14 protein-coding genes are annotated in these 12,441 nt (G+C 43.0%); all 14 read right to left on the reverse strand.

Annotated elements, in window-relative coordinates; genetic code table 11:
• Positions 1 to 28: 28 nt before the first annotated feature.
• The gene (rplS, locus tag JI667_RS04905) at positions 29 to 373 is read right to left on the reverse strand and encodes a 50S ribosomal protein L19 (RefSeq protein ID WP_032088854.1); all 345 of its coding nucleotides are present in this window, start codon (positions 371 to 373) and stop codon (positions 29 to 31) included.
• A gap of 136 nt (positions 374 to 509) precedes the next feature.
• Positions 510 to 1,244, reverse strand: coding sequence for a tRNA (guanosine(37)-N1)-methyltransferase TrmD (gene trmD, locus JI667_RS04910; RefSeq protein WP_206851167.1), 735 nt, complete (start codon positions 1,242 to 1,244; stop codon positions 510 to 512).
• Positions 1,244 to 1,762 (reverse strand): ribosome maturation factor RimM, encoded by a 519-nt coding sequence (rimM, locus tag JI667_RS04915; protein ID WP_206850959.1) that lies wholly within the window; start codon positions 1,760 to 1,762, stop codon positions 1,244 to 1,246. Before rimM ends, trmD begins: the two co-directional genes overlap by 1 nt.
• Before the next feature lie 17 nt (positions 1,763 to 1,779).
• Positions 1,780 to 2,166: a YlqD family protein gene (locus JI667_RS04920; RefSeq protein ID WP_206850960.1), complete on the reverse strand. Its 387-nt coding sequence runs from the start codon at positions 2,164 to 2,166 to the stop codon at positions 1,780 to 1,782.
• 230 nt (positions 2,167 to 2,396) lie between these two features.
• On the reverse strand, positions 2,397 to 2,630 hold the full coding sequence (locus tag JI667_RS04925) for a KH domain-containing protein (RefSeq protein ID WP_206850961.1): 234 nt from the start codon (positions 2,628 to 2,630) through the stop codon (positions 2,397 to 2,399).
• A gap of 12 nt (positions 2,631 to 2,642) precedes the next feature.
• The gene (gene rpsP, locus JI667_RS04930) at positions 2,643 to 2,915 is read right to left on the reverse strand and encodes a 30S ribosomal protein S16 (RefSeq protein WP_032088859.1); all 273 of its coding nucleotides are present in this window, start codon (positions 2,913 to 2,915) and stop codon (positions 2,643 to 2,645) included.
• Between the two features lie 118 nt (positions 2,916 to 3,033).
• Positions 3,034 to 4,377, reverse strand: a complete 1,344-nt coding sequence (ffh, locus tag JI667_RS04935) for a signal recognition particle protein (RefSeq protein WP_206850962.1) — start codon at positions 4,375 to 4,377, stop codon at positions 3,034 to 3,036.
• A gap of 12 nt (positions 4,378 to 4,389) precedes the next feature.
• Positions 4,390 to 4,701 (reverse strand): putative DNA-binding protein, encoded by a 312-nt coding sequence (locus JI667_RS04940; RefSeq protein ID WP_211201216.1) that lies wholly within the window; start codon positions 4,699 to 4,701, stop codon positions 4,390 to 4,392.
• Positions 4,702 to 4,905: 204 nt separating this feature from the next.
• Entirely contained in the window at positions 4,906 to 5,895 is a 990-nt protein-coding gene (gene ftsY, locus JI667_RS04945) for a signal recognition particle-docking protein FtsY (RefSeq protein WP_206850964.1), read from the reverse strand.
• Positions 5,896 to 5,911: 16 nt separating this feature from the next.
• On the reverse strand, positions 5,912 to 9,478 hold the full coding sequence (smc, locus tag JI667_RS04950) for a chromosome segregation protein SMC (RefSeq protein ID WP_206850965.1): 3,567 nt from the start codon (positions 9,476 to 9,478) through the stop codon (positions 5,912 to 5,914).
• An 11-nt stretch (positions 9,479 to 9,489) separates the two neighbouring features.
• The gene (gene rnc / locus JI667_RS04955; RefSeq protein ID WP_206850966.1) at positions 9,490 to 10,233 is read right to left on the reverse strand and encodes a ribonuclease III; all 744 of its coding nucleotides are present in this window, start codon (positions 10,231 to 10,233) and stop codon (positions 9,490 to 9,492) included.
• 191 nt (positions 10,234 to 10,424) lie between these two features.
• Positions 10,425 to 10,658 (reverse strand): acyl carrier protein, encoded by a 234-nt coding sequence (gene acpP, locus JI667_RS04960; protein ID WP_206850967.1) that lies wholly within the window; start codon positions 10,656 to 10,658, stop codon positions 10,425 to 10,427.
• 94 nt (positions 10,659 to 10,752) lie between these two features.
• Positions 10,753 to 11,496, reverse strand: a complete 744-nt coding sequence (fabG, locus tag JI667_RS04965) for a 3-oxoacyl-[acyl-carrier-protein] reductase (protein ID WP_206850968.1) — start codon at positions 11,494 to 11,496, stop codon at positions 10,753 to 10,755.
• Entirely contained in the window at positions 11,497 to 12,441 is a 945-nt protein-coding gene (fabD, locus tag JI667_RS04970; protein ID WP_206850969.1) for an ACP S-malonyltransferase, read from the reverse strand.

A 12,441-nucleotide genomic window follows, 5' to 3' on the forward strand; every position in this document is an offset into this window, starting at 1 on the left:
TTGTCTCCAAGCTCCTTTTCTTACGTTCTTATCGAATTTCTTTAATACGAGCCGCTTTACCACGTAGGTTACGTAGGTAATAAAGTTTCGCACGACGTACTTTACCGCGACGAATAACTTCTAATTTAGCGATCTTTGGTGTGTGTACTGGGAAAGTACGTTCAACACCTACACCGTAAGAAATTTTACGAACTGTAAATGTTTCGCTGATACCGCCACCGCGGCGTTTGATTACTACTCCTTCGTATACCTGAATACGTTCACGAGTACCCTCAACGATGTTAACGTGTACACGTACTGTATCACCAGGACGGAAAGATGGTAGATCAGAGCGAAGTTGTTCTTTCGTAATATCTTCGATTAATTTGTGCATCTTTTTCAACTCCTTCCAACAGATGCTCTTACAAAAGCGATAGATTGCAGCGGAACATCGGGATCAATGACTCTGGGAGCTAACTCCTCAAGCCACAAAGAATATATTATCATACGGGCATGGAGGATGCAAGGGTCTATTTAGACTTTCTCCATTCTTCTATCCATGCCTTCTGCCGATCTGTAAGTGTATAACTATCCAATAAATCAGGTCTTCTTTCAAAGGTTCTCCTTAGGCTCTCTTTCTCTCTCCATTCCTCTATGAGACGATGGTTTCCGGAAATTAATTCGCCCGGTACCTTCATTCCTCTGAAATCGGCTGGACGGGTGTAATGAGGATGCTCCAGCAATCCTGACGAAAACGAATCCAGTATAGGTGAATCCCCGTTCCCCAGAACCCCTGGAAGAAGGCGGACAACGCTATCGATGACCACCATTGCCCCAAGTTCCCCACCCGTAAGGACATAATCGCCTATTGAAATTTCATCTGTTACAACATGCTCCCTGATTCGCTCATCATAGCCTTCATAATGGCCACAAATAAACACGAGGTGATCTTCTTTCGCAAGCTCCTCTGCCTTTTGCTGGGTATAGCGTTCTCCCTGTGGGCACATGAGGATGACTCTCGGGTTTGATTTTTCTTCTTTCTTCAACGCCTCAACTGCATCAAATATCGGTTGGGGCTTCAAGACCATACCGGCTCCCCCGCCGTAAGGATAATCATCTACCTGATGATGTTTATTGTCCGCGTATTCCCGGAAGTTAATCACATTATACGAAACGGCTTCTTTTTCAGTCGCTTTTTTTAAGATTGAATCACCGAAGATACCTTCAAACATTCCAGGGAATAGGGACAGAACATCCATTCTCATCATGATAAAAGCCCTTCCATCGGTTCAATGGTAATGAGCTGCTCCTCGATATCGACACTGATCACTATATCCTCTATGTAAGGGATGAGGTACTCTTTGCCCCTCTCGCCTTTCACTACCCATACATCGTTCGCACCCGGGCTCAGGATCTCATTGACGGTACCCAGATCTTCCCCTCCCGTCGTCACGACCTTGCAGCCTACAATCTCGTGGAGATAGTATTCCCCTTCGCCGAGTTCCTGCAGCTGGTCTTCCTGAACCTTCAGTATTCCTTCTTTGAACTTCTCCACCTCATTGATATTTTCAAAACCTTCGAAGGTAAGTAAATCAAAGCTTTTATGATTTCTGTGAGATTTGATCACAAGTTCAGTGGGATTTTGTCCTTTATTTTGGAACAGATATAGGGTATTTCCTTTTTGATAACGCTCTTCAGGGAAATCTGTTGTGGAAACGACCTTAACTTCCCCTTTGACACCATGGGTATTGACAATCTTTCCTACATTAAACCACTTTTCCATCACATTCACCTCTTGCTTTAACGTATTTCTTTCACAATTCCATCTTCTATTACAATCGTCTTCGAAAGGGTCTCTTCCTCCCAATTGTCACCAACTTGGATGTCCATCATACCCTGGAGCTCCTTTTCCTTCAGCTCGCTTCCAATCGGCAGGATGTCCAGCTGTTCCATTTGAAAATCCAAAAGTTTGATTTTTTCTGAACGCTCATTTAATTCTTTTTCAAAATGCTGGTTTAATTTAGCAGACGGGTATTTCTTTCCACGCTCAATTTTTTTCATTTCGAATTGCAGCTGGTCACTTTCCTTTTTCAGATGAAACTTCTGGTTTTCATATCGTCTCATCAGCAAGTCCTTACTTTTTTCAGTCAGAACCTGTTTAATTGTAATTGTATGTATCACTTTCAAGAGTTCTTCCTCCTCCTTCTATTCACCCCTCACTGAAGTAAAGATCCTTAAGGGTGTTCTTAGGGGAGTGGCGGCATGTATGACGGTCTCATAGCCTTACTTACTATCATATCATTGAATGGCAATAATCCCTATGAAAAAGGGGACTGACGTCTTAAGGCTAACAAGTAACCTTTGTGGGTCAGTCCCCTAATTCCTAAAGATGATGTCAGGAGCTTATGAAAGCCTCCTCACTCCACTATCTCTAAAAAGATTTTCTTCTGTTGTGAAGATCCTGCTGCAGCGTATACCACAGTTCGAATCGATTTAGCTACTCTCCCTTGTTTCCCAATGACCTTTCCCATATCCTCGGGATGAACGGATAACTTATAGGTTAAACCGTTCGTACCTTCATCCAGATCGACGCGGACAGCTTCAGGATGGTCCACCAAGGGTTTCACAATCGTTAGAATAAGATCTTTCATCGACCTAATCGATTACTTGCTGTTTTTAGCATTGTGGAATTTTTCCATAATGCCTTGTTTAGAGAATAAGTTACGAACTGTGTCTGATGGTTTCGCACCATTAGATAACCACTTAAGAGCCAACTCTTCATCAATTTTCACTTCAGCTGGTTTAGCAACCGGGTTGTAAGTTCCAACTGTTTCGATTTGACGTCCATCACGTGGTGAACGAGAATCTGCAACTACGATACGATAGAAAGGAGATTTTTTTGCTCCCATACGTTTTAATCTGATTTTTACTGCCATTATTAAAGCACCTCCGAATAGTTTCACACAAGTTAGTATAATATCAAATGTGTATTTTGTTTGTAAAGTGTTTTTTCTTAACAGTTCAATTTTTTTTGAGGAAAATTGAACGAATCGCTTACATAAATGGGAATTTCATCCCTTTTTTCTTGCCTTTTCCTTGCATGCCACTCATCTGTTTCATCATTTTCTTCATATCCTCGAATTGTTTCAGAAGTCGGTTCACCTCTTGAATGGATGTCCCGCTCCCTTTGGCAATCCGTTTCCGACGTGAAGCATTAATGGTTTCCGGATGAATTTTTTCATCACCCGTCATGGATTGGATAATCGCCTCGACATGACTGATTTGCTTATCATCGACCTGAAGCTTATCCAAGCCCTTCATTTTGTTGGCGCCCGGCATCATTTTGAGCAACTCATCAAGGGGACCCATTTGCTTTACCTGCCCCAATTGCTCGAGGAAATCATCAAATGTGAAAGACATGGTACGCATTTTTTGTTCCAGTTCCTTCGCCTTCTCTTCATCCACATTGGCTTGGGCTTTCTCAATGAGGGACAATACATCCCCCATACCAAGGATCCTTGAAGCCATACGCTCCGGATGGAATGCTTCCAAGGCATCCATCTTCTCGCCCATCCCAACGAATTTAATTGGTTTTTCAGTGACGGAACGGATGGATAATGCTGCTCCGCCTCGTGTATCACCATCAAGTTTCGTCAGCACAACTCCCGATATACCTAGAGCTTCATTAAAGCTTTGGGCAACGTTCACTGCATCTTGACCCGTCATGGCGTCTACAACGAGGAAGATTTCATCAGGATTCGAGAGTTCTTTAATTTCTTTTAACTCTCCCATCAGGTTTTCATCAATGTGAAGTCGCCCTGCCGTGTCAATGAGCACATAATCGTGATGTTCTTCTTTTGCCTTTTCAATGGCCTTTTTCGCAATTTCCACCGGACTGACCTGATCGCCCATTGAAAACACAGGAAGGCTCAATTGCTTTCCGATGGTTTCAAGCTGTTTGATGGCAGCGGGACGGTATATATCGGCAGCCGCTAAAAGTGGTTTGCGGTTATGTTTCTTTCGAAGCAGGTTCGCAAGCTTACCAGTGGTAGTCGTTTTACCGGCTCCTTGTAAACCGACCATCATGATGACGGTAGGAGGACGTTTTGCCACGGCAATCTGACTTTGTTCGCCGCCCATCAAGTTTGTAAGCTCTTCTTGAACAACCTTAATGACCTGTTGACCTGGTGTCAGGCTCTTCATGACTTCCTGTCCGACAGCTCGTTCACTTACTTTCTTGACGAATTGCTTTACCACTTTAAAATTAACGTCCGCTTCTAAAAGAGCAAGACGAACTTCACGCATCATTTCCTTAACATCCGCTTCAGATATCTTTCCTTTTCCACGGATTTTTTGAATTGTACCTTGCAGTCGGTCGGCTAATCCTTCAAATGCCATTCATGCCGCCTCCTAATCCAATATTTCAAGATCATCAATGAGTTTTAAACAATGAGAAGAATCAATTGATGGCTCTTCTATTTTTTGTCTTAATTGATCAAGAATCTCGTTGCGTTCCTGAAATTTATTAAATAATAAAAGCTTTTCTTCGTACTCCTCGATCATGGCCTCAGTCCGTTTAATGTTATCGTACACTGCTTGCCGGCTAACACTATATTCCTCGGCGATTTCCCCCAATGAGAAATCATCCAGGTAATAGAGAGACATGTAGCTTCTTTGCTTTGGAGTTAACAAAGACTGATAAAAATCGTAGAGATAATTCATTCTGGTCGTTTTCTCCAGCACGGATATCCCTCCTTGTTAAGTGAAAAACCTTTACATATGAAGAATACAGTGTTTACAGGTGTTTGTCAAGGATACTTATGGATTATTCATAGGGAAAACCCATTAAATGCTCTACAAAAAAGAAGAGCAGCCTGAAGACCACATCTTCTGAGTCTCTCATCAGGCTGCACTATTGATTAGGATTTATTCTTCTTCTTGTTCTACAAGGTTTGAAAACAACCCATATACGTACTTTTCAGCGTCGAACGGCTGAAGATCATCCATCTTTTCTCCCAGACCTACATATTTCACAGGTATTTCTAGCTCGTTTCTGATGGCAAGGACAATCCCGCCTTTTGCTGTACCATCCAACTTCGTCAGGACAATGCCTGAGACATTTGTTGCTTCTTTGAAGGTTTTCGCCTGTACCATGGCATTTTGACCAGTTGTTGCGTCAAGAACGAGCAATACTTCGTGAGGTGCCCCCGGAATTTCTCTTTCAATCACCCGCTTGACTTTTTCCAGCTCTTTCATAAGATTTACTTTATTTTGCAATCTACCTGCTGTATCGCAAATAAGAATGTCTGCTTTTTTGGCTTTTGCAGATTGAACGGCATCAAACATCACTGCCGCAGGATCGCTTCCCGCTGCCTGCTTAATGACCGGTACCCCGACACGCTCACCCCATACTTCCAGTTGTTCGATAGCTCCCGCACGGAACGTATCACCTGCTGCAAGAACAACATTCTTCCCTTGTTCTTTAAACATATGAGCCATTTTCCCGATGGTCGTCGTTTTACCTACCCCATTCACTCCGACAAATAGTAATACCGTCAGCTGGTCTTCCTGAATGTTCAGGCTGCTGACCTCTTCACGGTCCCCCTGGTAGATTTCAACAAGTTTTTCCGAGATGACAGATTGGATATCTTCCGTATCTTGAATATTCTTTCGCTTCACTTCAAGCTTAAGTTCATCGATCAGTTCCATGACGGTATCAAAGCCGACATCCGCTCCGATCAGGATTTCTTCCAGCTCTTCAAAGAACTCTTCATCGACTTTGCGGTATCTCGCGACCAGGTCATTCACTTTAGAGGTGAAGTTGTTTCTCGTTTTACTCAAGCCATCTTTAAATTTCTCTGATACATTATCACTCGACTGTGTAAATTTATCTTTAAGCTTCTTAAAAAAACTCACTTTTCCACACCCTTATTTAAGTTTCAAGTAGTTCCTTAGTTTCCTGTAATCTGACAGATACTAATTTCGACACACCGGATTCCTGCATCGTTACACCGTAAAGTACGTGGGCTTCTTCCATGGTACCTTTACGGTGAGTAATGACGATAAATTGTGTTTCGTCACTGAATTTTTTTAAATATTGGCTGAACCTTTGTACATTGGCTTCATCCAGTGCTGCTTCCACTTCATCCAGTATACAGAATGGTACCGGCCGGATCTTCAATATTGAAAATAGCAGGGCGATGGCGGTCAGTGCCCTCTCCCCACCGGACATCAGTCCAAGATTCTGAAGCTTCTTACCCGGGGGCTGGGCTACTATATCCACACCTGTATGAAGAAGATCAGACGGATCCGTCAGCTTCAACTGCGCTCGCCCACCGCCAAACAATGCTTTAAACACACCTTCAAATTCCTGCTGGATACTCGTGAAGGTTTGATCAAATCGTTTGATCATTTCCGTGTCCATTTCATGAATGACTAAATAGAGAGTGTCTTTTGCTTCTGTCAGATCATTTTTTTGATCTACTAAAAATTCATACCTTTCCTTAACACGCTCATATTCATCAATCGCACCAAGATTGACCGTCCCCAGCTCCTCTAGTGCTAGTTTGACAAGTTTGACTTTCTTTCTCGCTTCATCGACTTCTATCGTAAGGGGATAGTCAGCCTTTGCCGCCTCAAACGAGAGCATATACTCATCCCGCAGGTGATCCAGACGGTTTTCAAGCTCCACATCAAGACGATTGATTTTCACTTCTTCATCTCTTAATGCCCCAACCAACCCTTTATGCTGACGCTTTAATTCTTTTAAGTCCAGCTCTTCGTCTTCCACCGTTTGTTGAAGGGTTGAGCGTTCGTCACGACGCACTGCAATCAATGAAGATGTTTCTTCCTTTTGAAGCGCGCATTCATCAGCTTTTTTACCGATTTGTTCCTCACCAGAGAAGTTATCCTTCATTTCGGTGTGCAGCCACTCCAGGTCATCCACTAAACTTTCTTTGCGCCTGGTTGTTTCCACGATCGAAGTTTGAACTCTGTTCAATTGATGGCGGCTGTTAACGAGCTGTTCATTCCTCACAGCAAGTTCTGCCTTAATGTCACTGATTTCATTCAACAAAGCATCTTTCGAGGTGCGCTCACTATTTTTCTGTATCGTTAACTCGCTAATCTTTTGATCAAGATTCGAAATCTCTTCACCTATTCCCTTGAGAGACTCCAGCAATTCATTTGTCCTGGAATCATGTTTTTCCTTAACTGATGCAAAATCTCTTTTTTCCACGTCGTATAAAGAAAGCCTTTCGTCCAGGTTTTGGTTGGACAGTTCGATTTCACGAAGCTGCGAAAGAAGTTCCTGCTCTTTGAGACGCAGGTTCTCTCCTTTCACTCTCATTTCTTCCAGTTTCTTCTCGCGGAAACTGCTCTCCTCCTTGAGAGACTTCACTTGAGATTGAAGCGCGCCTGTCTGGTGTTCCATAGCAGAAAGCTTTTCTTTCATCTCTTCAAGTTCACCTTTTCTGGAAAGGAGTGAATTTTTCTTCTGCTTTACGGTACCACCCGACATCGATCCACCAGGATTGACCACATCTCCATCCAACGTAACGATTCGATATCGATATTGAACAAGCTTGGCTATTTCGTTTGCACCTTTTAAGTTTTCCGTGATGATGACATTACCAACCAGGTTGGAGATGATCATTTGATAGCGATCCTCAAATTTCAAAAGATCCGTTCCCACACCCACATAAGAAGGATGCCCTTTTAGCATATTCCTTTGAGTTTCTGGAATTGATTTTCCTTTGACCACGTCCATCGGCAAGAAAGTGGCGCGGCCATATTGGTTCTTCTTCAAAAAGGCAATCGCTTTACGCCCATCTTCCTCGGTGTCTACTACAATATGTTGCATAGATGCAGAGAGAGCCGTCTCCATCGCCGTTTCATACGCCTTGGGAACAGTAACAAGCTCTGCAACAGCCCCTTGAATACCTGTTAACCGACCCGCACGCTCCTTGAGGATTTCTTTCACCCCTTGGAAGAATCCGGAATAGTCTTCTTCCATTTCTTCCAGCATTTCTTTGCGGGATTTAGCTTGTTGCAGGAATTGAAAGGCCTGGTAAAGGGTTTTTTCCTGTTTTTCATATTTGGATTTCACCGATTGAAGTTTTTTCTGTTCTTCCCGGTACAGGTAAATATGCTCTTCGATTCGTTCTTTTTGCTCCTGAAGTTCTTTTGACTTCTCCTTGTGGCGCAAATGTAATCCTTCACGCTGAGTGACATATTTTTCGTTTTCAGCCTCCAATCGGCCGTTTCGGCTCGATTGCTGTTCCAACTGCTGCTTCAAGTACTGTATTTCATTTTTCGCCGAAGCTTGTTGATTCAGTTTTTCGATATAATCACTTTTGTACGATTCAATGACATCTTCAATGTTTTCATTATAATGCTTGAATTGATTTTGTTTCGTAGCGAGGAATTCTTTTAGCCCCGATACTTCAGAATTGATTCTTTCAAAGTCAAGCTCTGCTTTCTCTTTTTCGGTAGCTAAAAGATTAATTTGAGTATCTGCTTCCTCTATGGATTGCTTCAACTGAAATTCATTTGTGGAAGAATTTTTCTTGCGTTCCACCAGAACCTGTTTTCTACCTTCGAGTTTCTCTAATTCCTCACTCGTAGCAAGGAGGACCTCCTGCAGGTTTGAGATGGACTCATCAAGAGCGGCAATTCTATCCCGCGTTTGAGTCAGGATTGCCTCTTTCGTTTGGATTGATTCCGAAAGGGACTGCTCCTCTTTCCCATGTTTCTCGAATTCGTCACTAAGACGTTCCCACTGCTTATGTAAATCCTCTATGTCATAAACGGTCAAGGCAACTTCAAACTTTTCAAGTTCTTCTTTTTTCTCCAGGTAATCCCTGGCCATAGAAGCTTGTATCTTAAGGGGTTCTACCTGTCCTTCCAATTCGTGAAGGATGTCATTCACGCGATTAAGATTTTCTTGAGTTTCAAATAACTTATTCTCAGCCTTTTTCTTACGTGATTTATACTTCAATACTCCTGCAGCCTCTTCAAAGATCGTTCTTCTTTCTTCAGGCTTACTATTCAGGATTTCTTCTACTTTCCCCTGACTAATGATGGAAAATGCCTCTTTCCCCAAACCAGAATCCATGAAAAGCTCGATGATGTCTTTCAATCTGCAGGGCTGTTTGTTCAGTAAATACTCACTATCTCCCGACCTGTAGACCCTTCTTGTGACACTGACCTCACTATAGTCGATAGGTAGTGCACCGTCCTCGTTATCCAAGACTAGTGTTACTTCCGCTATATTGAGTGCTTTTCTGGAATCACTGCCGGCAAAGATGACATCTTCCATTTTAGAACCGCGCAGACTTTTGGCAGATTGTTCACCGAGTACCCACCTGATCGCGTCAATAATATTGCTTTTCCCACTGCCGTTTGGACCAACGACTGCCGTGACACCCGGGACAAACTCCACGGATATTCTTTCTGCAAAAGATTTAAACCCCATTACTTCTAGTTGTTTGAGGAACATCTTCTTTCCCCCTATTTAGCGTCTAGCTTCTGTTTTAACTTATCTAGAGCCTTCTGTGCGGCTTGCTGTTCAGCCTCTTTTTTTGATCGGCCCTTTCCAATCCCCAGTTCTTCATCATTTAAACTCACTCTGGAAATAAATTGACGATTATGAGCCGGACCGCTTTCTTCCAAAATACTATATTCGATCATACCTGCACTGCCTCTTTGGACCAGCTCTTGTAACTGACTTTTATAATCCATCACATGAGAAAAAGCACCGACATTAATTTTTGGATAGACAACTTTTTCAAGGATTGACACGACTGTTTCTAACCCTTGATCCAAATATACCGCCCCGATAAATGCTTCGAAGACATCGGCAAGTAGCGCCGGTCTCTCCCGTCCCCCCGTCATTTCTTCCCCTTTTCCCAGGAGAATGAGTTCACCGAAGTTCAATTCGATCGAAAACTTCACCAAGGATGGCTCACAAACGATGGCCGCCCTTAATTTCGTAAGTTCCCCCTCGCTCATCATGGGATACTTCTTGAAGAGAAATTGAGATACCGTCAATTCCAGGACGGCATCACCGAGAAATTCTAAGCGTTCGTTGTCTTCATAAGGCTTGCGACGATGCTCATTCACATAGGATGAATGAGTAAAAGCTTGTTTAAGGAGTTTTTCGTCTTTAAATTGAATTCCCATTTGATTTTGAAATGTCTTGAATTTCACGTCATTTTTATGTTTAGATAATCCATTTCTGCTTTGCTTTCGCATAAGGCACTCCACCTTGCTAATATGTTCTCAATGTATACTAATCAAGTTTATTCTAAAAAAATCATTTACGCAAAAATTTCTTGAGTGTGAGGTTATAACACAAATAAACTTGGTAGAGGTGAAGCCCCTACCAAGTTTCAAATAGTTTGAATATAAGATGACAGGCGCCATCTGTCAATTCAATCTGACAATTAAGCCTTTGCTTGTATGTAGTTCACAGCATCACCTACTGTGCCGATTTTTTCAGCATCATCGTCAGAGATTTCCATGTCGAATTCATCTTCAAGTTCCATAACCAGCTCAACTACATCAAGGGAGTCAGCTCCTAGATCTTCTTTGAAAGAAGCTTCAAGAGTTACTTGAGATTCATCTACACCTAGACGATCAACAATAATTTTTGTTACACGATCTAATACTTTTGCCATTTTTGTCACCTCCCCTCAAGTATTATAGAGCATTTTGACCTCTAATGAAAAGAGTATACATGAAAACGATGAATATTTTATTTTTTCCTTGCCTTTACATGACCATTCCGCCATCGATGTGGAGAGTTTGTCCCGTCATATATGAAGCTGAATCAGAAGCGACAAAGGTTACTGTCTTTGCGATATCTTTAGGGTCCCCAAAACGGCTGAGAGGAATTTGCTTTAACATCTCATTGCGTACATCTTCAGGGAGCTGGTCCGTCATATCTGTAGAAATGAAGCCTGGTGCAATTGCATTTACCGTGATCCCCCTGGGTGCCAATTCCCTGGCGGTTGTTTTCGTCAATCCTATTACACCGGATTTGGCAGCCACATAGTTTGCTTGTCCTGGATTGCCACTCACTCCGACAATGGAAGAAATATTGATGATACGACCACTTCTCTGTTTCATCATTTGGCGTGTAACGGCTTTCGTACAAAGGAAAACACCTTTTAGATTGATATTGATGACATCATCCCATTCAGTTTCCTTCATTCTCATCAACAGATTATCTTTCGTGATGCCGGCATTGTTCACCAGGATATCAACGGAACCGAATTGAGCGATCGTTTCTTTCACCATTGCCTGAACTGCTTCACTATCAGAAACATTACACTGGACAGCGAATGCCTCTCTGCCTAATCTCTTGATTTCATCCACCACTTCATTTGCCTTTGCTTCACTGCCGGCAAAATTGACTGCAACATTACAGCCTTGCCGGGCCAGTTCAATGGCAATTTCTCTTCCGATCCCCCGTGAGGCTCCTGTTACGAGTGCCGCTTTACCATCTAAATTCATTTACGCTTCCTCCTTCAACGCTTGAATGGCTTGTTCCAAGGAAGCTTCATCTTGAACGGAATAAGTCTTCACTCGTCTGTTTACTTTTTTCACTAATCCCGAAAGGACTTTACCCGGTCCTACTTCCACAAATGTATCCACGCCCAATTCAAGAAGCTTCTCAACGGTACCTTCCCATTGAACAGGGGAGAATAATTGTTCAATCAATAAACGTTTGATTTCTTCACGTTCGGTCACAGGTTTCGCGGTCACGTTCGCTATGACCGGTACAGCCGCATCTTCAATCATAATCGAATCCAGGATCGATACAAATTTATCCGCTGCGGGCTTCATCAATTGAGAATGGAAAGGGCCACTGACTTGAAGGGGGATAACCCTTTTGGCACCGGCTTCTTTCGCTTTTCCTGAAGCAAGCTCCACACCCTTCACGGTACCTGAAATGACGATCTGCCCAGGGCAATTCAAGTTCGCGAGCCCGACAATATGCCCCTCTTTCGTCACTAGATCAGTAATCTCATTTAGGGGATCTCTATCCATACCCAGAACAGCCGCCATCGTGCCTTCTCCACCCGGTACCGCTTCCTCCATGAATTCCCCTCTTTTACGGACGGCATACACCGCATCTTCAAATCCTACGGCACCTGAAGCAACAAGGGCAGAATATTCACCTAAGCTGTGCCCTGCTGTATAGTCCGCGGTAATACCTGCAGCTTTTAAACGATCAAGTATGGCCATACTCGTCGTTAATAATGCCGGCTGGGCATTCGTAGTCTGGGTAAGTTCTTCCTGAGGACCTTCAAATATCACTGAAGAAAGCTTTGAACCCAATCGTTCATCAGCCTTCGTGAAATACGATTGTACGTCAGGATATTGTTCGGCTAAATCTTTTCCCATCCCGACCGTTTGGGACCCTTGTCCGGGAAAGATGAACGCAATTTTACTCAT

It is taken from the genome of Bacillus sp. NTK074B, assembly GCF_017303375.1.
In the GTDB taxonomy this organism is placed as follows: domain Bacteria; phylum Bacillota; class Bacilli; order Bacillales; family Bacillaceae_B; genus Rossellomorea.